This is a genomic window from Mesorhizobium sp. ESP6-5, assembly GCF_020164695.1.
Classification (GTDB): domain Bacteria; phylum Pseudomonadota; class Alphaproteobacteria; order Rhizobiales; family Rhizobiaceae; genus Mesorhizobium; species Mesorhizobium australicum.
Genome location: NZ_JAIUGR010000004.1, coordinates 324,968 through 347,574 on the forward strand (window position 1 = coordinate 324,968; position 22,607 = coordinate 347,574).

The 22,607-nt window shown below is 64.0% G+C and carries 21 protein-coding genes; 12 read left to right on the forward strand and 9 right to left on the reverse strand.

Features of this window, described 5'->3' with window-relative positions; genetic code table 11:
• Positions 1–108: 108 nt before the first annotated feature.
• Genes LB524_RS08505 through LB524_RS08520 form a run of 4 tightly spaced genes read left to right on the forward strand, consistent with a single transcriptional unit; the run spans position 109 to position 3,390 of the window.
• On the forward strand, positions 109–990 hold the full coding sequence (locus tag LB524_RS08505) for a branched-chain amino acid ABC transporter permease (protein ID WP_224525236.1): 882 nt from the start codon (positions 109–111) through the stop codon (positions 988–990).
• Positions 987–1,949, forward strand: coding sequence for a branched-chain amino acid ABC transporter permease (locus LB524_RS08510; RefSeq protein WP_224525238.1), 963 nt, complete (start codon positions 987–989; stop codon positions 1,947–1,949). The genes LB524_RS08505 and LB524_RS08510 overlap by 4 nt, the downstream gene beginning before the upstream one ends.
• Positions 1,946–2,671, forward strand: a complete 726-nt coding sequence (locus LB524_RS08515; RefSeq protein WP_224525241.1) for an ABC transporter ATP-binding protein — start codon at positions 1,946–1,948, stop codon at positions 2,669–2,671. The genes LB524_RS08510 and LB524_RS08515 overlap by 4 nt, the downstream gene beginning before the upstream one ends.
• Positions 2,668–3,390 carry an ABC transporter ATP-binding protein gene (locus tag LB524_RS08520; RefSeq protein WP_224525244.1) on the forward strand — a complete coding sequence of 241 codons (723 nt, stop codon included), beginning with the start codon at positions 2,668–2,670 and terminating at the stop codon, positions 3,388–3,390. Before LB524_RS08515 ends, LB524_RS08520 begins: the two co-directional genes overlap by 4 nt.
• Here LB524_RS08520 and LB524_RS08525 read toward each other — a convergent pair whose 3' ends face one another.
• A complete protein-coding gene (locus tag LB524_RS08525) occupies positions 3,391–4,773 on the reverse strand; it encodes a sodium:proton antiporter (RefSeq protein WP_224525465.1) in 1,383 nt (460 codons plus the stop codon). It abuts the gene before it with no gap.
• Between the two features lie 66 nt (positions 4,774–4,839).
• Positions 4,840–5,454 (reverse strand): bifunctional nicotinamidase/pyrazinamidase, encoded by a 615-nt coding sequence (pncA, locus tag LB524_RS08530; RefSeq protein ID WP_224525247.1) that lies wholly within the window; start codon positions 5,452–5,454, stop codon positions 4,840–4,842.
• Positions 5,455–5,817: 363 nt separating this feature from the next.
• Here pncA and LB524_RS08535 point away from each other — a divergent pair, with 363 nt between their 5' ends.
• The 7 genes from LB524_RS08535 (at position 5,818) to LB524_RS08565 (ending at position 13,844) form a co-directional block, all read left to right on the forward strand.
• Complete coding sequence (locus tag LB524_RS08535) at positions 5,818–6,672, forward strand: FAD binding domain-containing protein (protein WP_224525250.1); 855 nt, start codon at positions 5,818–5,820, stop codon at positions 6,670–6,672.
• Positions 6,669–9,422 (forward strand): molybdopterin-dependent oxidoreductase, encoded by a 2,754-nt coding sequence (locus LB524_RS08540; protein ID WP_224525264.1) that lies wholly within the window; start codon positions 6,669–6,671, stop codon positions 9,420–9,422. Before LB524_RS08535 ends, LB524_RS08540 begins: the two co-directional genes overlap by 4 nt.
• Positions 9,419–10,957 carry a 6-hydroxynicotinate reductase gene (locus LB524_RS08545; RefSeq protein WP_224525266.1) on the forward strand — a complete coding sequence of 513 codons (1,539 nt, stop codon included), beginning with the start codon at positions 9,419–9,421 and terminating at the stop codon, positions 10,955–10,957. Before LB524_RS08540 ends, LB524_RS08545 begins: the two co-directional genes overlap by 4 nt.
• Positions 10,957–11,841 (forward strand): UPF0280 family protein, encoded by an 885-nt coding sequence (locus LB524_RS08550; protein ID WP_224525269.1) that lies wholly within the window; start codon positions 10,957–10,959, stop codon positions 11,839–11,841. The genes LB524_RS08545 and LB524_RS08550 overlap by 1 nt, the downstream gene beginning before the upstream one ends.
• The gene (locus LB524_RS08555) at positions 11,834–12,418 is read left to right on the forward strand and encodes an amino acid synthesis family protein (protein ID WP_015314457.1); all 585 of its coding nucleotides are present in this window, start codon (positions 11,834–11,836) and stop codon (positions 12,416–12,418) included. Before LB524_RS08550 ends, LB524_RS08555 begins: the two co-directional genes overlap by 8 nt.
• Entirely contained in the window at positions 12,415–12,876 is a 462-nt protein-coding gene (locus LB524_RS08560; RefSeq protein WP_015314456.1) for a MarR family winged helix-turn-helix transcriptional regulator, read from the forward strand. Before LB524_RS08555 ends, LB524_RS08560 begins: the two co-directional genes overlap by 4 nt.
• 116 nt (positions 12,877–12,992) lie before the next feature.
• Complete coding sequence (locus LB524_RS08565; RefSeq protein WP_015314455.1) at positions 12,993–13,844, forward strand: three-Cys-motif partner protein TcmP; 852 nt, start codon at positions 12,993–12,995, stop codon at positions 13,842–13,844.
• On the opposite strand, the gene LB524_RS08570 is transcribed toward LB524_RS08565, so the two are convergent.
• From LB524_RS08570 to LB524_RS08585, 4 genes are all read right to left on the reverse strand, one after another.
• Positions 13,841–14,593 (reverse strand): DUF5131 family protein, encoded by a 753-nt coding sequence (locus LB524_RS08570; protein WP_015314454.1) that lies wholly within the window; start codon positions 14,591–14,593, stop codon positions 13,841–13,843. The genes LB524_RS08565 and LB524_RS08570 overlap by 4 nt on opposite strands.
• A 160-nt stretch (positions 14,594–14,753) precedes the next feature.
• Positions 14,754–15,722, reverse strand: coding sequence for a substrate-binding domain-containing protein (locus LB524_RS08575; RefSeq protein WP_224525272.1), 969 nt, complete (start codon positions 15,720–15,722; stop codon positions 14,754–14,756).
• Complete coding sequence (locus tag LB524_RS08580; protein WP_140660159.1) at positions 15,719–17,032, reverse strand: ABC transporter permease; 1,314 nt, start codon at positions 17,030–17,032, stop codon at positions 15,719–15,721. The genes LB524_RS08575 and LB524_RS08580 overlap by 4 nt, the downstream gene beginning before the upstream one ends.
• Positions 17,029–18,615 carry a sugar ABC transporter ATP-binding protein gene (locus tag LB524_RS08585; protein ID WP_224525275.1) on the reverse strand — a complete coding sequence of 529 codons (1,587 nt, stop codon included), beginning with the start codon at positions 18,613–18,615 and terminating at the stop codon, positions 17,029–17,031. The genes LB524_RS08580 and LB524_RS08585 overlap by 4 nt, the downstream gene beginning before the upstream one ends.
• A gap of 221 nt (positions 18,616–18,836) precedes the next feature.
• Between LB524_RS08585 and LB524_RS08590 the strand changes: the two genes are divergently transcribed.
• Positions 18,837–19,856 carry a LacI family DNA-binding transcriptional regulator gene (locus LB524_RS08590; protein WP_015314450.1) on the forward strand — a complete coding sequence of 340 codons (1,020 nt, stop codon included), beginning with the start codon at positions 18,837–18,839 and terminating at the stop codon, positions 19,854–19,856.
• Between the two features lie 47 nt (positions 19,857–19,903).
• On the opposite strand, the gene LB524_RS08595 is transcribed toward LB524_RS08590, so the two are convergent.
• The 3 genes from LB524_RS08595 to LB524_RS08605 all read right to left on the reverse strand — a co-directional run bounded on the left by LB524_RS08595 (position 19,904) and on the right by LB524_RS08605 (position 22,606).
• Entirely contained in the window at positions 19,904–20,698 is a 795-nt protein-coding gene (locus LB524_RS08595) for an inositol monophosphatase family protein (RefSeq protein WP_224525278.1), read from the reverse strand.
• A gap of 76 nt (positions 20,699–20,774) precedes the next feature.
• Positions 20,775–21,776, reverse strand: a complete 1,002-nt coding sequence (locus tag LB524_RS08600) for an LLM class flavin-dependent oxidoreductase (protein WP_224525281.1) — start codon at positions 21,774–21,776, stop codon at positions 20,775–20,777.
• On the reverse strand, positions 21,773–22,606 hold the full coding sequence (locus tag LB524_RS08605) for an arylamine N-acetyltransferase family protein (RefSeq protein ID WP_224525283.1): 834 nt from the start codon (positions 22,604–22,606) through the stop codon (positions 21,773–21,775). The genes LB524_RS08600 and LB524_RS08605 overlap by 4 nt, the downstream gene beginning before the upstream one ends.
• Position 22,607 lies beyond the last annotated feature (1 nt).

The window sequence follows — 22,607 nt, forward strand, 5'->3', positions numbered from 1 at the left end:
GCGTTGATGATTGGCGAAACCAGCGAGGACATCCAATCTCCCCCCTTGCGGGGGAGATGCCCGGCAGGGCAGAGGGGGGTGCCTCGCGCATCCGTTGGTGCATAACAAATGCACTTCGGACCCCACCTTCTCCTCGCAACCCTTGAAGGCCTCGTCACCTCGGCCGTGCTGGCGTTGACGGCCCTGGGCTTGTCGCTGGTGTTCGGCGTCATGCGTGTCGTCAACGTCGCCCATGGCGAGTTCTTCATGCTGGGCGCCGTGCTTGCCTGGGCGATCACATCGGCAATTGGCGGCCATCCGGCTCTTGGCTTCCTGGCGGCGCTGGTGATCGCGCCGCTGATCGTCGGCGCCATCGCGCTGGTCGCCGAACGGCTGGTGCTGAGCCGGCTCAACTACAATCCGGAAGCCACCATCGTCGCCACCATCGGCATGCTCTACATCATCCAGCAGCTGGCGCTGACCTTCTATGGCCCCGAAGCGCGGCCCGTGGAGCCGCCGTTCAGCTATCGCATCCTTCTGCCGTGGTTCGGCTATTCCGGCTACAAGCTGTCGATCATCGCCGCATCCGCTCTTCTGCTGATCGCGACATGGCTGGTGCTGACGCGCACCACGATCGGCCTCGTCATGCGTGCCACGCAGTATGACAGCGAGACGGCGCAGGCCTTCGGCATCCCGGTCGGCCGCGTCTATGGCGGCGTCTTCGCGCTCGGCGCCATGCTGGCGGCCATCGCTGCGGTGCTGATCGTGCCCATCAGCCAGGCGCACTACCTGATGGGTCAGGATCCGCTGCTCTTGTCTTTCATCGTCGTCATCATCGGCGGCCTCGGCTCGTTGCGCGGCACGGTCGTCGCCGCCGTGCTGATCGGCCTCTCCGATGGCATCATCTCGATGTTCTTCTCGCCGACGCTGGCCAAGATCATCGCCACGCTGCTGGTCGCCATGGTGCTGGTGTTCCGGCCGCAAGGCCTGTTCGGGACGACATCGCGATGAGCGAAGCTTCGCCGGCAAAGGCCTATGCGCTGCATCTCGGCGTGATTGCCATGCTCTTCATGCTGAGCTTCCTCTTGCCGGGCTATTATCACGGCCTGCTCGCCCGCATCATGGTGCTGGCGGTCTTCGCCATGGGCTACAACATGCTGTTCGGCTATGTCGGCCTGCTCAGCCTCGGCCACGCGATGTTCTTTGGCGCCGGGCTTTACGGCGCCGGCCTTGCCGTCATCCAGCTCGGCTGGAGCGTGCCGCTGGCGTTCCTCGCCGGCATTGCCTGCGGCGCGGCGTTGGCGCTGGTGATCGGCCTCCTGGCGCTGCGCACCACGGGCGTGGCCTTCATGATCGTCACCATGATGTTCGCGCAGGTGTTTTATCTGGCCATCCTCTATTTCGCGACCTGGACCGGCGGCGATCAGGGTCAGGTCGTGCCGCAGCCGGCACGTGTTCTCAATCTCGGCGCCACCTCGCTCGATCTCACCAACCCGACCGTACGCTACATGACGGCGCTCGGCTTGTTTTCGCTCGTGCTGCTGATCACGCTTGCCGTCGTCCGGTCCAGATACGGTCGCGTGCTGATCGCGATCCGGGAGAATGAGGAACGCACGAAGATGCTGGGCTACGACACCTTCTCCAACAAGCTTGCCGCCATTATCGTCTCCGGCACGATCTGCGCGGCGTCCGGCGCCGCCTACGCGCTGCTGTTCGGCTATGTCGGGTCGAGTTTCGCCTCGGTACAGTATTCGATCCTGCCGCTGCTGTGGGTGCTGCTCGGCGGTGCGGCCACAACGCTTGGACCACTGATCGGCACGCTGTTCATGTACTATGTCATCGACGTCACCAGCGGCTACACGTCGGCCTACCTGCTCATCGTCGGCATGGCACTCATTCTGCTGGTGCTGTTTTTCCCGAAAGGCATTCTCGGCACCATCCGCCAGCGCTGGCTCGGATGGCTGCCATGACGCCGCTGCTGACCACCAAGGGCCTGTCGCGCAGCTTCGGCGGCCTGCATGCGGTCGACAATGTCGATTTCACCCTGATGCCGGGCGAGATCCGCGCCGTCATCGGCCCCAACGGGGCGGGCAAGACAACCTTCGTCAGTCTGATCAGCGGCCGCATCCAGCCGTCTTCGGGAGCGATCGTCTTCGACGGTGCCGACATCACCGGCCTGCCGACCTATGCCAGGGTCCGCCGGGGCATCGCCTACACCTTCCAGATCACCAGCGTTTTTGCCAACCTCAGCGTCTATGACAATGTCGCGCTGCCGGTGCAGCTCACGCTCAGCGATCGCCGCTCGAAGGGCGAGCTGCGTGCCGGCGTCATCTCTGCGCTTGAACGTACAGGGCTGGCCGACCGCGCCCATATGCCGGCCGGGCAATTGTCGTACGGCCATCAACGATTGCTCGAAGTGGCGATGGGCCTGGCGCTGAAACCGCGCCTGCTGATCCTCGACGAGCCGACGCAAGGTCTGGCCGACAGCGAGATCGACAATTTCATCGAACTCGTGCGCAACATCGCCAAGAACGCCACCGTGCTGCTGATCGAGCACAACATGCCGGTCGTGATGCAGCTTGCCGATCGCATCACCGTCTTCAACGCCGGCAGGATCCTGGCCGAGGGCACGCCCGAGGCGATCCGCGAGAACGCTGCGGTTCAGGATGCCTATCTGGGAACGGCGCCATGATGGAGGCGAGCACGGTCGAAGCGCTGACGATTTCCGGGCTCGATTGCTTCTATGGCGCGGTCCAGGTGCTCTATGGGCTCGACCTGGTGCTGAACAAGGGCGAGGTGCTGTGCCTGTTCGGGCGCAACGGCGCCGGCAAGACGACGACGCTGAAGGCGATCATGGGCCTGGTTCTCGCGCGTGCCGGCTCGATCAGGCTCGCAGGGCAGGAATTGACCGGCCTGCCGGCGCATGAAGTGCCGAAGGCCGGTGTCGCCTACGTGCCGCAGGGCAGGCGGCTGTTCGCCGAGATGACGGTGGCCGAAAACATCGAGATCGGACTGATGGCGCGCGGCAAGGGCAAGGCGACGCGCGAGAACGTTCTCGACCTCTTCCCGCTGCTGCGCCAGCGGCTACGGCAGCGCTCGGGCACCTTGTCCGGCGGCGAGCAGCAGATGCTGGCCATGGCGCGCGCGCTTTGCCTTGAGCCGCAGGTGCTTTTGCTCGACGAACCGACCGAAGGGTTGATGCCATCGATGATCGCCAGGATTCGCGAGACGGTGTCGAAGCTGCGCGAGATGGATGTCTCCACCATCCTGGTCGAACAGCGGGTCGATGCCGTGCTGTCGGTCGCCGATCGTGTCTGCTTCATCGAAAACGGCCGCAACCGCGAGACGGTCGATGTCGAGGCCCTGCGCGTCGACCCCTCGGCGGTCCGGCGCTATGTCGGCGTGGGTTGATCAACCGAAAAACAGAAAACCCGCGACCAAGAAGGTCGGGACCAGCACCAGCCCGGACCACAGCATATACCCAAAGAAGCCCGGCATCTTGACGCCGCGATGTCTGGCAATCGCATAGACCATGAAGTTGGGTGCGTTGCCGATATAGGTGTTGGCGCCCATGAACACGGCGCCGGCCGAGATCGCGGCAAGCGTCGAGGCGAACTCCGTCATCAGGTGGCGGGGATCGCCGCCCGCCAGCTCAAAAAACACCAGATAGGTCGGTGCATTGTCGAGGAAGGACGACAATGCACCGGTCAGCCAGAAATAGGCGAGGTCGTTGGGCGTGCCTTGCGCCGAGGTGACGAGCGCGACCAGCGGCGCCAGCGCACCGTTGTGGCCGGCCCTCAAAATGGCGACGACCGGGACGATGCAGATGAAGATGCCGGCGAACAGTTTGGCCACTTCCGCGATCGGACCCCAGTTGAAGCCGTTCGCTTCTCGGTGGCTCTTGTAGGAGAGCGGAAGCGATAGCAGGGCCAGCGCGAGGATGATCGCGTCGCGGACCAGGTTCTGCAGTTCGAGACCGACGCCGAACACGGAAAAACTCACGCCCGGCTTCCACGCCGCCGACAGCAGGATGGCGCCGATCACGCCGGCCAGCAGCGGGAGGTTGGCCAGGCCGCGCAGGCGCACCGTCGTATCGGGTGTCGGATCCTTGATCTTCGGTGCGCCGGCCTCGCGCCGGTGCAGGATGAGGTCGATCGCCAGGAACGCCGCCAGCACGACGACGCCAACGAACAGCGTCTCCCGGTAGAGGTTGGTGGTCGTCCAGAAGAAATCGACGCCGCGCAGGAAGCCGACGAACAGCGGGGGGTCGCCGAGCGGCGTCAGCGAACCGCCAATGTTGGACACCAGGAAAATGAAGAAGATGACGACATGGGCATTGAAAGGCCTGTTGTCGTTGGCGCGCAGGATCGGCCTGATCAGGATCATCGAGGCGCCCGTCGTTCCGATCACAGAGGCCAGCAGCGCCCCGACGATCAGCAGCCCGGCATTGACCAGCGGTGTGCCGTGGATGTTGCCGGCAAGCAGGATGCCGCCTGAAATCGTGTAGAGCGCAAACAGCAGGACAATGAACGACATGTATTCCGTCAGCAGCGCGTGCAGCACTGCCTCGGTTGCCGCGGGAGCACCGAAGGCAATCGCGAGCGGCACGATAACCAGCGCCGCCCACAAGGCCGCGATCTTGCCGTAGTGGTGTTCCCAGACATGGTGGAACAGCAGCGGACCGGTCGCTATCGACAACAGCAGCCCGGCAAATGGCAGGGCCCACCACAGCGACATCGCGCCGCCAGGCAGGCCGTGCTCTTCGGCCGCGAAGGCCTGTGCTGGAAACTGCATCGCGACGATGATCGCGCCGCCCGCCCCGGTCGCTATCGGCAAGTATCCCCTTCTACCCCCCACGAGTCAGCCCGAAGTGTGATCTTCGAGCGTCACGCCGGCATCGCGCATCTTCGCCAGCATTGTCTCGAGGGATCCGTTGAGATCGATGCCACGGCAGGCATCGAGCCTGACCGTGGTTCTAAACCCTTGTTTGACCGCATCCAGCGCCGAGAAGGCGACGCAGAAATCGGTCGCCAGGCCGACCAGGGTCAGTGTGTCGATGCCGCGCTCCCGCAGATAGCCGGCGAGCCCCGTGGGCGTCGCGTGATCATTCTCGAAGAAGGCGGAATAGCTGTCGATGGCGGAGCGAAAGCCTTTGCGGATGAGGAGTTCGGCCTTGGTCCAGGCAAGTCCGGAATGGAAATCCGAGCCGAGACTGCCCTGGATGCAATGGTCCGGCCACAGCGTCTGCGGACCATAGGGCATCTCGATCGTCGAATAGGACTGCGACCCCGGATGGCTGGAGGCGAAGCTGGAATGGCCGGCGGGGTGCCAGTCCTGTGTCAGCACGACATGGTCTGTTCGCCGGATCATGTCATTGACCAGCGGCACGATCTCGTCGCCGCCGGCAACGGCCAGCGCGCCGCCCGGGCAAAAGTCGTTCTGCAGGTCGATGACAACGAGCGCTTCGTCAGCCATGGGCTTCCTTCCTGTCAGGCTGGGGTCGGGCTCCGAACGAGGCACCCGGCGAAAGAAAAAGCCGCTGGCGCGACTGGAGGAGAAACTTGACCAGATGGCGGCCCGCGTCAACCTCCAGCGGCATAACAAATGCGTGGCGATGCCAGCCGGACGGATGCCGGCGCAAACTCTGGCTTTGACAATTTCCGCCGTCTTGATATCATTTGCATACGAATGAATTTACCGGTCGGAGCCGGTAAAGACTTTCCTTGGGCAAGCGCCTCGGGAGGGCCAGTTTCGGGCAAAGCCCATTTTATCGGGAAGCCCCACCTTATCGGGAAGCCCCACCTTATTGGGAAGGCCCACCTTATTGGGAAGGAAAGCGTGATCCGTTACGCGAAACCCACCACGGTCGACGAAGCGCTCGCGCTGCTTGGCGGGGGCGCTTGGCGTATCCTTGCCGGCGGTACGGATTTCTATCCGGCGCAGGGCAGCAAACCGTTTCGTGACAATGTCCTCGACATCAACGGCCTGACAGCGCTGCGCGGTATCGCCGAGACCGGCAGCCACTGGATCATCGGCGCGCGCACGACATGGACCGACATCATCCGCCATCCGTTGCCGCCGGCCTTTGATGCGCTGAAACAGGCCGCGCGGGAAGTGGGTTCACCACAAATCCAGAACGTCGCCTCGGTCGCCGGCAATCTCTGCAACGCCTCGCCGGCCGCCGACGGTGTGCCGGGGCTGCTGGTCCTTGATGCCGAGGTCGAGCTGCGCTCGGCGACGGCGACGCGCCATCTGCCCTTGTCGGCGTTCATCCTCGGCAGCCGCCGTACGGCCTTGCGGCCTGGCGAGATGCTGACGGCCATCCACGTGCCGAAACCCGCCGGCACATCGGCCTTCGTCAAGCTCGGGGCGCGGCGCTATCTCGTTATTTCCATTGCCATGGTGGCGGTGCGTCTGGTTGCCGAGAATGGCACTGTCGCGCAGGCGGCCGTCGCCGTCGGCTCGTGTTCCGCCGTAGCGAGGCGGCTTGCCGGTGTCGAGGCGGCGCTGCTCGGGCTTCCCCTGGACGCCGGGCTTGTTGCCGCGGTCCGGTCGGCGCCGATGGCTGAGCTGCAGCCGATCGCCGATGTGCGTGGCAGCGCCGAATACAGGCTCGACGCGGTGCGCGAGATCGTTGCGCGCGCCGCCCTTGAGGCCGCGGGCAAGCTCACGGACGACAAGGTGGCCGCATGAGCATGGAACGCGCCGATATCGCCTTCGCGGTCAATGGCGCCGCCGTCTCGGTCAACGTGCCACCGCTGCGCCGGCTGTCCTCGGTGCTGCGTGACGAATTGCGGCTGACCGGCACAAAGGTCGGCTGCGACGCCGGCGACTGCGGCGCCTGCACGGTGCTGGTCGACGGCGACCCCGTCTGCGCCTGCCTGATGTCGGCGGCCTCCGCTTCCGGCACTATGGTGACGACGGTCGAGGGCCTCGCCAATGGGCGCCTGTCGGCGCTGCAAGCCTCGTTCCTGGCGCATGGCGCCGCGCAGTGCGGCATCTGCACGCCGGCGCTGCTGGTCGCGGCTTCAGCGCTGCTGGACACGAAACCCAGGCCGACCGAGACCGAGGTGCAGGATGCGTTGGGCGGCATCCTCTGCCGCTGCACCGGCTACCGCAAGATCATCACCGCGGTGATGGAGGCTTCCCTCCAGGCCGCGAGCCTGGACTTCCGTCTGCCTCGGTCCGGCCAGGCCATCGGCGCGTCGCCGGTCAGGCTCGACGGTGTGCCAAAGGTGACCGGTGCCGAGAAATTCGGCGGCGATTCCTTTCCGGCCGATGCGCTTGCGGTGCTGGTGATCCGCTCGCCGCATCATCATGCCGGCTTCGCCTTCGGCGACATCGATGGCTGGGCAAGCAGCCATCCCGGTATCACGGGCGTTTTCACGGCAGCCGATATCCCGGGAAAAAACTGTTTCGGCGTTATCGGCCCGTTCGCCGACCAGCCGGCGTTGGCCGAGGGCTTTGCCCGGCTTCGCGGCGAGGCTGTCGCGCTGGTCGCCGGCGAACGCGAGGCGATCCTCGATCTCGATCTGTCGGATTTCCCTGTCCGCTGGATCGAACTGCCGCATGTTCTCCAGCCCGGCGATGCGCAGGCCGAAGGTGCGGCGTTGATCCATGAAAACCGCCCGGCCAATTTGCTGACCAAGGGCTTCGTCGAACGCGGCGATCCCGAGTCGGCACTTGCCGATGCGGCGTTCACCGCGAGCGATGCGATCGACACCTCCTATGTCGAGCATGCCTATATCGAGCCGGAAGCCGGCTATGCATATCTCGACGGCGACACGCTCGTCGTCGTCGCCTGTACGCAGGCGCCTTACATGGATCGTGACGACACGGCGAAAGTGCTCGGCCTTGCCGTCGACAAAGTGCGCATTGTACCGACCGCGACCGGCGGTGGCTTTGGCTCCAAGCTCGACGTTTCCCTGCAGCCGCTGATCGGCCTTGTCGCGCTGAAGACCGGGCGGCCCGCGGCCCTCGCCTACACCCGCAACGAATCCATGATGTCGACCACCAAGCGCCATCCGGCGCGGATGAAGGCCTCCGTCGGCGCGGATGCCGAGGGCCATGTCACCGGTATGATCTTCGAAGGCGATTTCAACACCGGCGCCTATGCGAGCTGGGGGCCGACGGTCGCCAACCGCGTGCCGGTGCATGCCTCCGGTCCTTATTTCACGCCGAATTACCGCGCCGAGGGCCGCGCCATCCACACAAATGGGCCGATTGCCGGCGCCTTCCGTGGCTTCGGTGTGCCGCAGGCGACGATCATGCAAGAGACGCTCTATGACGAGCTCGCCGGCAAACTCGGTATCGATCGGCTCGATTTCCGGCTGAAGAACTGCCTTCGGAACGGATCCGAAACGGTTACCGGCCAGGTCCTGGAGTCCGGAGTTGGCATCGCCGAATGCCTCGAAGCGTTGCGACCGCATTGGGCGCGGGCGACAGCCGATGCCGACGCTTTCAACAGCGCCAACCTGGACAGAAAACGCGGCGTCGGCGTCGCTTCGTGCTGGTATGGCTGCGGCAACACCTCGCTGCCCAATCCGTCGACCATCCGGGTCGGCATCGCGGCTGACGGCGCGGTCATCCTGCACCAGGGCGCGGTCGATATCGGTCAAGGGTCCAACACCGTCATCACGCAGATCTGCGCCGACGCGCTCGGCCTGCCGCTGGAAAAATTCCGGCTGAAGAGCGCCGATACGGCGATCAGTCCCGATGCTGGCAAGACCTCGGCCTCGCGCCAGACCTTCGTCACCGGCAAGGCGGCCGAGAAGGCAGGACGCGCCCTGCGCGAAAAGATCCTGCGCTTTGCCAATGTCTCGGACAAGGCTTCGCTTGAACTGGATGGCCCGGCGATCGTCATCCGCGAAGGCGAGGCGACACGAAGCATCGATGTTGCCGCGCTCGACGTGGATGCGCACGGTTTCGTCTTCCACGCCGAGGAGACATACGACCCGCCGACGCTGCCGCTCGATGCCAAGGGCCAGGGCAAACCCTATGCGGTCTATGGCTATGGCGCGCAGATCGCCGAACTTGAGGTCGACCTCAGGCTCGGCACGGTCACGCTGATCAGGATCATCGCCGCGCATGACGTCGGCAAGGCGATCAACCCGCTGCTGGTCGAGGGCCAGATCGAGGGCGGTATCGCGCAAGGCATCGGCATGGCGCTGATGGAAGAATACATCCCCGGCCGCACCGAGAATTTGCATGACTATCTCATCCCGACCATCGGCGACGTGCCGCCGATCGAGACCATCCTTGTCGAGGTGCCCGATCCCGAAGGGCCGTTCGGCGCCAAGGGCCTGGGCGAGCACGTGCTGATCCCCACGGCGCCGGCGATCCTCAATGCCATTCGTCACGCCACCGGCGTGCTGGTCACCAAAGTGCCGGCAACGCCAAGCCGCATCCTGGCGGCCATCCGCGAGAAGGAGGCACGCGCATGAGCGAGCTTGCCGAGCGTTTCGAAACCCATGATCCCGGCGAGAAGCTGGTGGCGGAAAAGATCCGCTGCGACGCCTGTCCCGTCATGTGCTACATCGCTGACGGACGCACCGGCGCCTGCGACCGCTATGGCAATATCGCGGGCCGCATCGTGCGCATGGACCCGCTGACCATCCTCGACCATGCGGCCGAGACCGGGGCCGCCATGGTGCCCTTTGTCGCCGAGGGCGAGCAGTGGGATGGCGAACTCATCAACACCGGCCGCTTCGTCACGGCAATCGGCGCCGGCACAACCTATCCCGACTACAAGCCCGCTCCCTTCATCGTCAGCCAGGAAGTGGAAGGCGTCGATCTCGTCACTGTGGTGACCGAAGGCATCTTCTCCTATTGCGGCGTCAAGGTGAAGATCGATACCGACCGTCATATCGGACCCGAAACAGCTGTTGTGCGGGCTGAGGGCGAAGCCATCGGCCATGTCACGACGGGAGAATATGGCTCGCAGATGCTGTCGCTGGGCGGCGTGCATCATCTGACCGGCGGCTCCAAGGCGGAAGGCCGCGCCACCTGCGACGCGCTGCTCAACCTGTGCAACCGCAAACCGGTGGAACTCACCATCGACGGCGGCGCAACGGTCATTGTCGAAGCCGGCAAACCGCCCGTCATCGACGGCAAGCAGGAACATCGCATGCGCGTCGGCTGCGGTTCGGCCACCATCGGCATGTTCGCCACGCAATGGCGCGGGCTGGTCGACGAGGTGGTGGTGGTCGACGACCACATTACCGGCGTCGTTTCCGAACACCAGGCCGGCAAGGTGCTGGGCTGGCAGGATACCGGTATCAAGATCGTCGGCCGCCGCTCGACGCCGGGCCGCTATTTCAAGGTCTCCGAGCCCGGCCTCGGCTGGGGTGGCACCAGCATTTCAGATCCGCTGTCGATCCTCGGCGAATGGAACGCCAAGAAGGGCGCGCGGCCGGGCCTGTCGCTGCTGATGGTTTCGACCACCGGCGAGCAGTTCGCCTATTACGAGCTCGACGACGACTTGAAACCGGTCGAAAAACCGTTTCCGGAGCGGCTGCAAAAATCGGTCAACCTGATCGAGGACAATTGCGAGCCGGCTTTGTGCACCGTGCTGTTCATCGGCGGCGCCGGCGGGTCGCTGCGTGCCGGCGTCACTGAAAACCCGGTCAATCTCACCCGTTCCGTGCAGGGCCTGAAAACCTATGTGACGGTCGGCGGCGCGCCGGTCTACGTCTGGCCGGGCGGCGGCATCACGCTGATGGTCGATGTCACCAGGGTTCCGCCAGGCGCCTTCGGCTATGTGCCGACGCCGGCGCTCGTGGCGCCGATCGAGTTCACGCTCCGCCGCGACGACTATGTCAGGCTTGGCGGCTACGAGACCGAAATCCGCAGCGTCGCGGATATTGTCGCCAAGGGCGGCGAGTACCTCAATCCCCGGCGCGGCACGGGTGCCCCGGCCAGCAATCCATGGCCGCCGCTGGTGCAGTTGCGCCGCGCGGGCTCGGATGGGGCCGGCTGATGGAAGGCCCGCAAGCGCATTGGCTGCAGGACGGCAAGCGGCTGCATCTCAACCATGGGCCGATCGACCTGATCGTCGAGGCCTTTGGCGAGGCTGACGAGTGTCGCGCCGCCTATGCCCAAGCCGTCGCGCGCTTCCAGACGATCCTGATCGAGTTGGTCGAGGAGCTTCCCGAACTGCGCCTCCCGGCATTTTTCTTGGCGCCGCGAACCTTCGCCGGCCCGACGGCGCGCCGCATGGAAGCAGCCGTCATGCCCCTGGCGGAATGCTTCATCACGCCGATGGCCGCCGTCGCCGGATCGGTAGCCGACGAAATGCTTGCCGCGCTGCTTGCCGGCCGCAAGCTGGACCGCGCCTATGTCAACAATGGCGGCGACAGTGCCCTCCATCTCGACAAGGCCACGTCGATTGACTTGGCGGTCGCCGGCACCGGCAACGGCATGGCCGACCGGATCACGATCCGCGCGCAAGATGGGGTGCGTGGTGTCGCAACCAGCGGCTGGCGTGGCCGCTCCTTCTCGCTTGGCATTGCCGATGCCGTCACCGTGCTCGCGCGCACCGGCGCCGAGGCAGATGCGGCGGCGACGCTTATCGCCAACGCCGTCGACCTGCCCGGCAATCCTGCCATCAGGCGCACTCCCGCAAGCGACCTGTCGCCCGACAGCGATCTTGGCGCACGGCTGGTGACACAAGGCGTCGGCACGCTCGCCTCTGGCGAGGTGGCGCGGGCGCTGGACAATGGCCTCGCCGTCGCCGAAGATTTTCGCCGGCGCGGCCTGATTGCCGCATCGGCGCTGTTTCTCGGCGGGGAGGCCCGCATCAGTGGCTCCGTTGCACTCGGCCCGCCCAACAAGCATGAACCGGAGGAAGTTGCCCATGCCTGAGTTTCCGATCCGCAAGATCGCGGTGCTGAGCGAAGAGATTTTTCACGACGGTGGACCTGTCACTGACGTGCCGCGCCGGCGTGCCGCCGCCATGGCGGTGGTCAAGAACCCTTTCGCCGGGCGCTATGTCGAGGAGCTGCAGAGCGCCATGGACGATCTGAAGCCGCTCGGCCTGCTTCTTGCCGACCGGCTGATCGCGGCGCTCGGCGGCGACGTGAAACAGATCGACGGCTACGGCAAGGGCGCCATTGTCGGCAGCGCAGGCGAGCTGGAACACGGCGCGTTGTGGCATGTACCCGGCGGTTACGCGATGCGCGAGCGGCTGGGCGATGCCAAGGCGATCGTGCCCTCGGCCAAAAAGGTCGGCGCCTTCGGATCAAAGCTCGACGTACCGCTCGGCCACATCAACGCCGCCTATGTGCGCAGCCATTTCGACGCCATGGAGGTCGGCATCAGCGACGGCCCGCGTCCTGACGAGATACTGTTCTGCCTCGCCATGACCTGTGGCCCGCGCATCCACAACCGCATGGGTGGCCTCGCTGCGGATGACATAAAAGCCTGGGACGGGCTGCGGTGAGCGGCGAGGACAACCTGCTCAAGCTGGTCGAGACCGAAGAGGCCGACGATCACGACTACCTCCTGCAGGAACAGGTCGGCTTCATCCTGCGCAAGGCGCACCAGCGCCATGTCTCGATCTTCGCCGCCCGTATCGCCGATCTGACGCCGCCGCAATTCGCCGCACTGGCCAAGCTGCGCGATGTCGGCGAGACCTCGCAGAACCAGCTTGGCACGTTGATCGCCATGGATGCCGCGACGGTGAAGGGCGTCATCGACCGGCTGAAGGCGCGTGGCCTGGTCGAGCTGTCCCGGCATGAGGTCGACAAAAGGCGGCTGCTGGTCAATCTGACGGCCGAGGGTCGCGACGCGATCGAGCGGCTGATCCCGCTTGCCCACGAGATCACCAGGGAAACACTGGCGCCGCTCTCGGCCAAGGAGATCGCCACCTTCACGAAGCTGCTGGCGAAGCTGGCATAGGGCGATCCTGCCGCGAGGATGGCCCGGCTAGCAAGGTTTTATGTAATATAGCGATAGGAGAGGAGGTCGCCTCCGGAGAATGTGGTTGGCTCGCCACTTGTCGATTGACACTAAAGATGGTTGGATCGATCAAAACGGGGGTGCTGGTGGGACAACTTATTCAAGGCGACGATGGATCGCCTGTAGAGGAGGTCGGCGCCTGGGCCAAAACCAAACACGAATATCTATGTCGTTATGTCGACATCAGTCGTGGTGTCCGATCGAAATGGCTCGATCACGGAAAGGCCGGAGCAACTCTGATTGATCCGTTCTGTGGACCGGGCAGATGCAAGATTCGCGGCACCAATGAGTTCATCGATGGCGGAGTTGTTGCTGCCTGGAAGAAGAGTGCAGACGGCCAAACGCCATTCTCTGCGGTATATATCGGAGACATCGAAGCCGAGCGGGTTGAGGCTTGCGAGAAACGGCTACGTGCGCTGAACGCCCCAGTCGTAGCTTTCACAGGTAATGCTGTGGCCACCATCAAGACGGTCGTCAGCGTTGTGAACCCTCATAGCCTGAACTTCGCGTACCTGGATCCATACAACCTGGAGACACTGAATTTTGAGATGATCAGGACGCTGTCAGGCCTTCGGTACGTCGACATGCTTGTACATGTCAGCCAGATGGACCTGCAGCGGAACCTCGACAAATATTCGTCGGGCGACTCAACGGTGTTCGATGCCTTCATTCCTGGCTGGCGTGACACCATCAAAGCGGGGAACGTCAGCGCAACACGTCAGGCAATTCTGCGTTATTGGTCCGAGCTTGTTGGACGACTAGGCGTGTGGCCCTCCTTGGAACCCAAACTAGTAACCGGGCCGGGCAACCAGCCGCTATATTGGCTTCTGCTGGCCGCCAAGCATGAGCTCGCTCTAGCGTTTTGGAAGGTGGCTGCCAACAAGCAGAGGCAAGGCAACCTTTTCTAGGCGGTAGCTGCCGGCATCTCATCGTAGATACGACCGTTGAGCATACGGCCGGCGGCTTTCTTGTTGTTGCCTCCCCACTGCTTGAAAAAGAATGCCGTGCCCGCGTGTCGGCACATTGTTTCGATCTCGCCAACCCAGCGAGGATCCATATACCGTGCCCCTGGCCCGCTTTCACCGCCAACAATCGCCCAATGAATATTGACGAGATCGGCACCGGCTACAGATCCAATCAATGGCTCCAGAGAAACAAAACGGATTGCTGCTGGCACTCGGCGAAGGTCGTCGAGTCTATCCAGCACTCGATGGTCTTCAACGCTGGTTCCGAGCCAGACATTCGGCAGAACAGGAAAGTCACCCCGTGTTAGAACCTTAGCCATGACTTCCGGACGCTTCGTTAGAATCTGATACGTATGCCGCGGCGTCTCTTCCATCACAGTCCATACCTGCCGAATGAAATCGGCTGGCACATCTACATGAAAGAGATCGGACATCGAATTCACGAAGACGCGGCGTGGTTTTGACCAAGTTGCGGGGATCGACAGCGATTTCGGATCGGTGATGACCTTACCGGTCCACTTCGCTCGACCACCCGTCTTGCGTGTTAAACCCTGGTACTTGTTCATGCCCATGGCATCTAGTCGTGCCGCCATGCGCATCGCGTAGCAGTTCCTACAGCCGGCGGTCAGGATCGTGCAGCCGGCCACAGGATTCCACGTTGCGTCGGTCCATTCGATTGAAGTCTCAGCCATAGGAAGATTCTCCTTCACGCTGATGGTTAATTCAAGGTGATGAAGCTTCCGTTATCGAATCAGGCGGCTGAGGAAGGTCCGGCCACAGCTGTCCCACCAAGAAGCAGGAGAGCTATGGCCGAGTTCTAAACACCGGAGCCACCTTCTCCGGCAACAGCACTCACAGGCCGTTGTCCTTCAGCACCTGGGCGGCGTTTTCCTTGGTGATCTTCTGCGTCGGCAAGGTGATGGTCTTTTCCACCTTCTCGCCGTTGAGGAACTTGATCGCCTGGCGCAAGCCTTCCGCGCCTGGGGTGACATAGGTGAAGGTCGCCGTCAGCTCGCCCTTGTTCACCATCTGCACGCCTTCGTTGGGCAGGCCGTCGATGCCGATGAACTTGATGTCCTTCTCGCGGCCGACATCCTTGGCGGCCAGATAGGCACCGTAGGCCATCGGGTCGTTGTGGCCGTAGACGAGATCGATCTTCTCGCTGGTCTTCAGCGCGTTGGCCATCAGATTGTAGGCCTGGTCCTGCTTCCAGTCGCCCGACTGCTGGTCGAGCAAATATTTGATGCCCGGTTCCTTGTCGGTGAATTCATGGAAGCCGTCATGGCGGTCATGCGCCGGCTGGGTGCCCATGCCGCCCCAGATCTCGACGACATTGCCTGCTGCCTTGCCCTTGCCGCCGAGCAGTTCGACGGCGTATTCGCCGGCCGCGCGGCCGATCAGCTTGTTGTCGCCGCCGACGAACTGCGTGTAGTCCTTGGTGTCGACATTGCGGTCGAGCACGAAGACCGGGATCTTGGCGTCGATCGCCTGCTGCACGACGCCGGTCAGGCCGGCGGATTCTTTCGGCGAGACCAGCAGCGCGTCGACTTCCTGGCGGATCAGGTTCTCGACGTCGGCGACCTGTTTCTCCGTCTTGTCCTCGCCGTCGGTGATGATCAGCTCGACCTCCGGATGCTTGGCGGCCTCGGCAATGATGTCCTTGTTGAACTGGGCGCGCCAGGGCTCGATGGTGGTCACCTGCGAAAAGCCGATTTTCCACTTCTTGTCCTGGGCGAAGGCATGGCCGGTGGAGAGCAGTGCCGTGGTGGTCAGCAGTGCCGCGCCGAGTGCGGCAAGCTTCAGCATGTCACGTCGTTTCATTTCTTGTTTCCTCCGAGATTGAGAGACGGTGTCTCTTGCGACGGCCGTTTTGCGGCGGCCGTTTCCTTGTGCGCCGCCCCGGGCAGGCGCAGATAGGCCATGAGATCGCCAGCATTGCGCTCCTGCACGAGCACGGTGCCGATGATGATCATCCCCTTCAGCACCAGCTGAAGGTTCGAATTGATGTTGTGGAGCTGCAATATATTGGACAGCAGCCCGAAGATCAGCACGCCGCAGAAGGTGCCTGTCAGGCTGCCGCGTCCGCCCATCAGGCTGGTGCCTCCGATGACCACGGCCGCGATGGCGTCGAGTTCCAGCCCGGCGCCGGCATCCGGCTTGCCTTGCCGGTACTGCGCCACGTAGAGGACCGCGGCGATTCCGGCGAGCAGGCCTGATATGGCATAGGTGGCGATCTTGACGCGGCCGGCGGCGATGCCGGAGAGCCTGGCCGCCTCCTCGTTGCCGCCGATCGCATAGACATAGCGGCCGAAGGGCGTGAAGCGCAGCACCGCGCCATAGATGACAATGGCGCCGAGGAAGAACAGGCCGGGCATCGGGATGACGCCGAACACCAGCGAGCGCAGCAGCTCGAAATCGGCGGTTGCGTTGGAACCGGTATAGACCGGCAGCACGGCATTGTTCTGGCCGGCGGTGAGCCGGGCGATGCCGAGCGCCGTCACCATCATCGCCAGCGTGACGATGAACGGCTGCAGCCGCCCGCCAACGATGATGAAACCGTTGATGGCGCCGAACAGCAGGCCGACGCAAGGCGCCACCAGCAGCACGCCGAGAACGCCGAATTTGGGCTCGATCTGCGGCAACAGGTACCACAGCGAAAGACAGCACAGGACGACGCCGACGGTTGCCGGCGTGACCAGCCCGCGAACGGTGTCCAGCCTGACATCGCGAACGGCGGCATCCGCGCCGGCGCGGGACTTCTCCACATTGAGGAAGATGAAGCGCGTGACGACGAAGCCGAGGCACAGCGCGACCAGCGCGACGGTCGGCACGCCGAGCACGACACCGGGCGTCACGCCCGGAACCGTCAGCAGCATTGCGCACACCACCGAGCAGATGGCCATCAGCGAACCGACGGAAAGGTCGATGCCGCCGGTGATGATCACCGCGGTCATGCCGGTGGCGATCAGCCCGGTGGTCGATACCTGGCGCAGCACGTCGAGCAGATTGCCGTAGGACAGAAAGATGTTGTTGCCCTTGGAACTCACCGGCGAGCCCAGCACGCCGATAAGGAAGATGGCGATCAGGCCCCAGTAGAGCTTGGTGCGGGACAGGAGTTTCAGTGCGGTCATGCGGCGGGTCTCGATAGGGTCCGGCGCGGTGCCGCGAGGCGCATGATGGCCTCCTCGCTCGCCGCGTCGCGCGAAAGGATGCCTGTCTGGCGGCCGTCGGCCATCACCAGGATGCGGTCGGAAAGATGCAGCAATTCCGGCAGCTCGGAGCTGATGACGGCGATGGCCAGGCCATCGCGCGCCAGCCGGAAGATAAGGTCGTAGATTTCGCGCTTGGCGCCGACATCGATGCCGCGCGTCGGCTCGTCGAGCAACAGCACCCTCGGCCTGGTCGCCAGCCACTTGCCGATGACGACCTTCTGCTGGTTGCCGCCCGACAGCGTGCCGGCAGGCTGGTCGATGTCGCGGCAGCGTATGCCGAGCGCCTTGACCGCCTGCCGCGCCAGCCCCTGCTCTCCGGCCAGTGAGCGGATGCCGAAGCGCGCCAGCGCGCCGACCAGCGGCAGCGCCACATTGTCCGATATCGAGGCCTGCAGGTGCAGGCCTTGCGTCTTGCGGTCCTCGGTCACCAGCGCGATGCCAAGGCGTCTTGCATCGCGCGGCGAGCGGATATCCACCGGCTGGCCGTCGAGCCGGATCTCGCCGCCGGCACGGCCATTGCTCGAGCCGAAGATCGCTTCCATGATCTCTGTGCGGCCTGAGCCCAGCAACCCGCCAATGCCGAGGATTTCTCCGGCGGCCAGATCGAAGCTGACGCCGCCGACCACCTGCCGCCAGCCCTGGCGGTCGGGCTTCGACAGCGACAGGTCGCTGACCGAAAGCACGGTCCTGCCGCCGGGATCCCCCTCACCTTGGGAGGATGCGAGCAGGTCCCGTCCGACCATCGCCGAAATAATGGCGTTTTCGTCGAGTTCGGCCATCGGCCGCGTCAGCGCATGGCGTCCGTCACGGAAGACGGTGACGCGACCGGCCAGATGCATCACCTCGTCGATGCGGTGCGAAATGTAGACGATGGCGACGCCGCTATCGGCAAGCTGGCCGATGATGCGGAACAGCCGCTGGCATTCGGCCGGCGACAAGGCCGAGGTCGGCTCGTCCATGATCAGGATGCGCGCCGACATCGACAGCGCCTTGGCGATCTCGACCAGCTGCTGTTCGCCGACGCGCAAGGCGCCGACGCGAGCGTCCGGATCGAGTTCGATGCCGAGCCGCTGCAGCAGGGCGCTTGCCGCGCGGCTGCTCGCCTTGCGGTCGACGATCAGCCCGGCGATCAGCTTTTCACGGCCGAGAAAGATGTTGTCGGCGACGCTGAGTTCCGGCACCAGGTTGAGTTCCTGGTGGATGATGGCGATGCCGGCATCCTCGGCGTCGCGCACGCCGGCGAAGCCGACCGGCCGGCCATCGACGCTGACCGTGCCTTCATAGCCGGTATAGACGCCGGAGAGGATCTTCATCAGCGTCGATTTGCCGGCGCCGTTCTCGCCCATCAGCGCATGGACCTCGCTGCGTCGCAGTTCGAAGCCGACATCGACGAGCGCGGCGATGCCGCCAAAACTCTTGGAAATGTGCTCGGCGCTCAGAACGATGTCCGGCCGATCCGATGCCGCATTGCGCGTCGAAGAAGGGGAACTGCTCTCTTGCATGACAATGGCGGCCTCCCTTCCGTCGTCGTCAACTCCAGGCAAACGCTAATCTAAACGTTTCGATAGTGTCAAGCCGATATCAGGTGCCAGAAGTTTGATGCATTTCGATTCTTGCTTAAAAAGACAGGATTCCGTAGGTATTGGCGGCAGAGGGGGGACGAAACGTTTCGAAAATGACAGCGTCAGGGCGAAAAAAACAGCGCAAATCGACCGCGCCCACCATGCTTCACGTGGCGGAGGCCGCGCGTGTCTCGGTCGCCACCGTGTCGGCGCTGATCAATGGTACGGCGACCGTCAGCCCGGAACTCAGCCAGCGTATCGAACAGGCAATCCGCGATATCGGCTACAAGCGCAACGCCATCGCCCGCAGCCTGAAGATGGGCACGACCCGCACCATCGGCCTGACCGTCCCGCACATCACCAACCCATTCTTCACCGCCGTCGTTTCGGTGATCCAGCAGGCCTTCGACCGCGCCGGCTATGCCGTCATGCTGTGCTGCACTGACGAGGATTTGAACACCCAGGACGACCAGATCAGGCTGCTGCTCGACCGCATGGTCGACGGGCTTATCGTGGCCCGCGTCGGTGGCGGCGCGATCCTCGAGCGGATCGTCGTCGACGCCAATGTGCCGGTCGTGTTGCTGGACCGTCTGTGCGAGGGTGTGGACACCGACGCCGTGGTTCTCGACAACCAGCGCGCGGTGTTCGATGCCATCAGCTATCTGATCAATCTCGGCCATCGGCGGATTGGCTACATTACCGGCACCTCGGATATTTCACCCATGCATGACCGGATGACCGGATATTGCGAGGCGCTCCAGGCCGCCGGCTTGCCGGTGGCCGAGGAACTGGTTCGTTCCGGCAATTTCCACGAGATCGACGGCTACAACGCGACCATGCAGCTGCTGTCGCTGCATGAGCGGCCAAGCGCCATCTTCTCGGCCAACAACCCGATGGTGATCGGCACGATGAAGGCGATCCGCGACATCGGCCTGTCCTGTCCGGAGGACATTTCGGTAGCCTGCTTCGACGATTTTCCCTGGTCCGACGTGTTCCAGCCGCAACTGACGACGGTGGCGCAGCCGGTGCAGGCGATCGGCGAACAGGCGGCGAATCTGCTGCTCGACCGTCTCGCTGGCAACAGGGACGCGCCGCCACGCAAGCTCGTCCTCAAGGGCCGTTTGATGATCCGCAATTCATGCCGCCCGCTGGGGACAGTGGTGCAGAGCGTGAGCGCCTGAGCATGCCGAAAGTGTGAAGCGGTTTTCGGGCAATTCTCGGGATTTGATCAGGGCGTGAAGACACCGGAACACAGTTCCTGCAGCTTCGAAAAGACGCCTTTGCCGCCGGTGATAATCTGTGTCCCTCTCTGCAGCACTGTCTTCGGATCCGCCTTCAGCACAGTGCCGCCGGCCTCCTCGATCAGCAGCATGCCGGCGAGGCAGTCCCAAGGGTTCATGTGTTCCTCCACATAGCCAAGCAGCCGGCCCGAGGCGACATAGGCAAGCATCAGCGCGCCTGACGCGTTGCGGAAGAAGACGCCGCCCTCGGCCAGGATCTTCTTGATCAGCACGGCGATGTTCTCGGCTTCGGCCCGGTTTGAGAAGCCGGTGCCCACCGAGCCCTCTTGCAGGCTGGTGGCCGCGCTCGTTTTGATCGGCTTGCCGTTGACGAAGGCGCCGCCGCCCAGCCTGCCATGGAAGGTCTCGCCGGTCGACGGCTCGTGGATGACGCCGACGATCGTCTCGCCATCCCTTGCGCAGGCGATCACCACGCACCAGGCCGGAATGCCGCGTACGAAATTGGCGGTGCCGTCGATGGGGTCTATGACCCAGGCATGGCCGGTCGAGCCGGCGACCGAGGCGTGCTCTTCGCCGATAATGCCGTCTTGCGGATAGTCGGCGGCGATTGCCGCGCGGATGAACAGCTCGACCTCGCGGTCGGCCTGCGAGACCAGGTCCTGATGGCCTTTGCTCTCGATGGTCAGGCTGTCGAGATCGCGGAAATATTTCAGGCCGAGTTCGCCGCCGCGCCGCGCCAGGTTGATGGCAAACTGCTCGCGTCTATCGAGATCATGGGGCAAGGCAAGGCTCGCTGTGGCGAAGGATACCCGCACTTAGCAGAGCATCGACGTCGGCAAAAGCTCCAGGCCGCCTGTTTCAGGCCGCTTGCGACAACGATCTATGCGCCTCGGCCAAAATCTCGAAGGAACGCACGCGAGCGGCGTGGTCTGATATCTGCGCCGTGACCATCAACTCGTCGGCGCCGGTGCGTCGCACGAACGCATCGATGCCTTGCCGGATTGTTTCCGGTGAGCCGACGACGGCGCAGGACAGCGCCTGGCTGAGCATGGACTTGGCCATCGGGTCGAGATCCCGGTCATAGTTCTCGACCGGGGGCGGCAATTTTCCGGGCCTGCCGGTGCGCAGATTGACGAAGGCCTGCTGCAGCGAGGTAAACAGCAGCCGCGCCTCTGCGTCGGTGGGTGCCGCGAAGACGTTGAGGCCGAGCATGACATGCGGCTTTTCGAGCTGCTCCGACGGCTGGAAGCGCGAGCGGTAGATGTCCAGCGCATGATCGAGTTCCGCCGGCGCGAAATGCGAGGCGAAGGCGTAGGGCAGGCCGAGCATGGCGGCGAGCTGCGCGCCGTAGAGGCTCGACCCGAGAATCCAGATCGGCACCGTCTGGCCCTCGCCGGGCACGGCGCGCACACGCTGGCCTTCCTCGGCCGGCAGGAAATAGCCCATCAGCTCTACGACATCCTGCGGGAAATTGTCGGCGCCAGCCTCGAGATTGCGGCGCAGCGCGCGCGCCGTGTTCATGTCGGTGCCGGGAGCGCGACCGAGGCCAAGGTCGATGCGGCCGGGAAACAGGGCGGCGAGCGTGCCGAATTGCTCGGCGATCACCAGCGGCGCATGGTTGGGCAGCATGATGCCGCCGGCGCCGACACGAATGGTTTTGGTGCCGCCGGCGACATGGGCGATGACGACCGATGTGGCCGCGCTGGCGATCCCCGGCATATTGTGATGTTCGGCCAGCCAGTAGCGCTTGTAGCCAAGCCGCTCGGCGTGGCGGGCGAGATCGAGCGAATTGGCGAGCGATTGCGAGGCATCGCTGCCTTCGACGATCGGCGACAGGTCGAGAACGGAAAGTTCGGTCATATACTGGTCTCCACGATCTTCTTCTCGCGCACCTGGGCGTCGAAGGCCTTGCGGTCGGGAATGGTGATGCCGAGCTGGCCTTCCAGCGTGTCGGCAAGTTCGGCGGCGGTGGCGATCTGCTTCTGCTCGGTGCGGCCATCGACGTGATGGATCGATAGGCGATCGCCGCGCAGCGCATAGCGCCGGTCGGGTGCGGCGCGGGCCGCTATGACGGAAGTGAGGAAATGCGATGCCGGGTTGTTCGACAGGAAGTAATTGGCGACGGAATAGTCGACCTCATAGTGCGGCTGCAGGTCGAAGCGATACAGCGAGCGCCAGTCGCCGCCGATCAAGGCCTGCAGGCGGAAATGATCGCCGGCCTCGACGATGCGAAATGTCTCGTGCGGCGTTTTTTGTTCCCGGCCGGGCTTCAGCAGCAGCGGCGCCGTAAGCGTCAGGCCGCCGAATCCGACGTCGGCGATATAGGTGTGGCCGTCAAGTTCGACGCGCAAAAGCATGTGGCTACGCGCCGTGATGGCGTCCTCGCTCTGACCCCAAAGCACACGCGCGGCAAGGCCGCCGACCTTGAAGCCGAGCGCCTTCAGCGCGTGCATGAAGAGGAGATTGTGCTCGAAGCAATAGCCGCCACGCCCACCAAGGACGATCTTGCCCTGCAGCGAGGCGACATCCAATCCGACCGGGCGTCCCAGAAACGGATCGATATTCTCGAACGGGATCGCCTGCGGATGCAGGAAATGGAGCGTCTTCAGCGTGTCGAGCGAAGCGTGTCCGGAACCGGCATGGCCGATCCGGGCGAAATAGGCGTCGAGGTCGAAGGGAACGTCATTCATC

Bases quoted from the DNA above. Each gene is read 5' to 3' on its own strand.
- LB524_RS08505 (WP_224525236.1), top strand. From the start codon at position 109: ATGCACTTCGGACCCCACCTTCTCCTCGCAACCCTTGAAGGCCTCGTC.
- LB524_RS08510 (WP_224525238.1), top strand. From the start codon at position 987: ATGAGCGAAGCTTCGCCGGCAAAGGCCTATGCGCTGCATCTCGGCGTG.
- LB524_RS08515 (WP_224525241.1), top strand. From the start codon at position 1,946: ATGACGCCGCTGCTGACCACCAAGGGCCTGTCGCGCAGCTTCGGCGGC.
- LB524_RS08520 (WP_224525244.1), top strand. From the start codon at position 2,668: ATGATGGAGGCGAGCACGGTCGAAGCGCTGACGATTTCCGGGCTCGAT.
- LB524_RS08525 (WP_224525465.1), bottom strand. From the start codon at position 4,773: ATGCAGTTTCCAGCACAGGCCTTCGCGGCCGAAGAGCACGGCCTGCCT.
- pncA (WP_224525247.1), bottom strand. From the start codon at position 5,454: ATGGCTGACGAAGCGCTCGTTGTCATCGACCTGCAGAACGACTTTTGC.
- LB524_RS08540 (WP_224525264.1), top strand. From the start codon at position 6,669: ATGAGCATGGAACGCGCCGATATCGCCTTCGCGGTCAATGGCGCCGCC.
- LB524_RS08545 (WP_224525266.1), top strand. From the start codon at position 9,419: ATGAGCGAGCTTGCCGAGCGTTTCGAAACCCATGATCCCGGCGAGAAG.
- LB524_RS08550 (WP_224525269.1), top strand. From the start codon at position 10,957: ATGGAAGGCCCGCAAGCGCATTGGCTGCAGGACGGCAAGCGGCTGCAT.
- LB524_RS08555 (WP_015314457.1), top strand. From the start codon at position 11,834: ATGCCTGAGTTTCCGATCCGCAAGATCGCGGTGCTGAGCGAAGAGATT.
- LB524_RS08565 (WP_015314455.1), top strand. From the start codon at position 12,993: ATGGTTGGATCGATCAAAACGGGGGTGCTGGTGGGACAACTTATTCAA.
- LB524_RS08570 (WP_015314454.1), bottom strand. From the start codon at position 14,593: ATGGCTGAGACTTCAATCGAATGGACCGACGCAACGTGGAATCCTGTG.
- LB524_RS08575 (WP_224525272.1), bottom strand. From the start codon at position 15,722: ATGAAACGACGTGACATGCTGAAGCTTGCCGCACTCGGCGCGGCACTG.
- LB524_RS08580 (WP_140660159.1), bottom strand. From the start codon at position 17,032: ATGACCGCACTGAAACTCCTGTCCCGCACCAAGCTCTACTGGGGCCTG.
- LB524_RS08585 (WP_224525275.1), bottom strand. From the start codon at position 18,615: ATGCAAGAGAGCAGTTCCCCTTCTTCGACGCGCAATGCGGCATCGGAT.
- LB524_RS08590 (WP_015314450.1), top strand. From the start codon at position 18,837: ATGCTTCACGTGGCGGAGGCCGCGCGTGTCTCGGTCGCCACCGTGTCG.
- LB524_RS08600 (WP_224525281.1), bottom strand. From the start codon at position 21,776: ATGACCGAACTTTCCGTTCTCGACCTGTCGCCGATCGTCGAAGGCAGC.
- LB524_RS08605 (WP_224525283.1), bottom strand. From the start codon at position 22,606: ATGAATGACGTTCCCTTCGACCTCGACGCCTATTTCGCCCGGATCGGC.